General features: G+C 54.9%; 1 pseudogene. It reads left to right on the top strand.

The annotated features are described in order from the left end of the window. Positions 1–85: 85 nt before the first annotated feature. Positions 86–324, top strand: a pseudogene (locus tag DW922_RS18255) (4Fe-4S binding protein); the annotation flags it as partial.

Below are 324 nucleotides of genomic sequence, written 5' to 3'. Positions count from 1 at the left end.
GCGGCGACAGTGCTGAGCAAAGCAATCAAATTATGTCTGGAGTGTGTTGGCATTGGATAAAAAGTTTTCAGGTGTTTCACAGACCATGTCCCGCTTCCGGGGCTGGATTCAGGCTGGGGCGACGCTGCTGACCAACCTGCATCTGCCGAACTTCCAAAAGGGCGGACTGTATCAGGGCACGGGGAAGACCGTCTGCGTGCCGGGACTGAACTGCTATTCCTGCCCGGCAGCCTCCGGTGCCTGTCCCATCGGTGCGTTTCAGGCGGTGGTAGGCTCGTCAAAGTTCAGTTTCTCCTATTATATCACAGGCTTTCTCATTTTGCT

Origin of the sequence: Clostridium sp. AM42-4 (genome assembly GCF_003480105.1) — a bacterium.
In the GTDB taxonomy this organism is placed as follows: Bacteria; Bacillota; Clostridia; order Lachnospirales; family Lachnospiraceae; genus Brotaphodocola.
The sequence above is the reverse complement of the archived record's forward strand: the minus strand, read 5'-3'. Positions and strand labels throughout refer to the sequence as shown.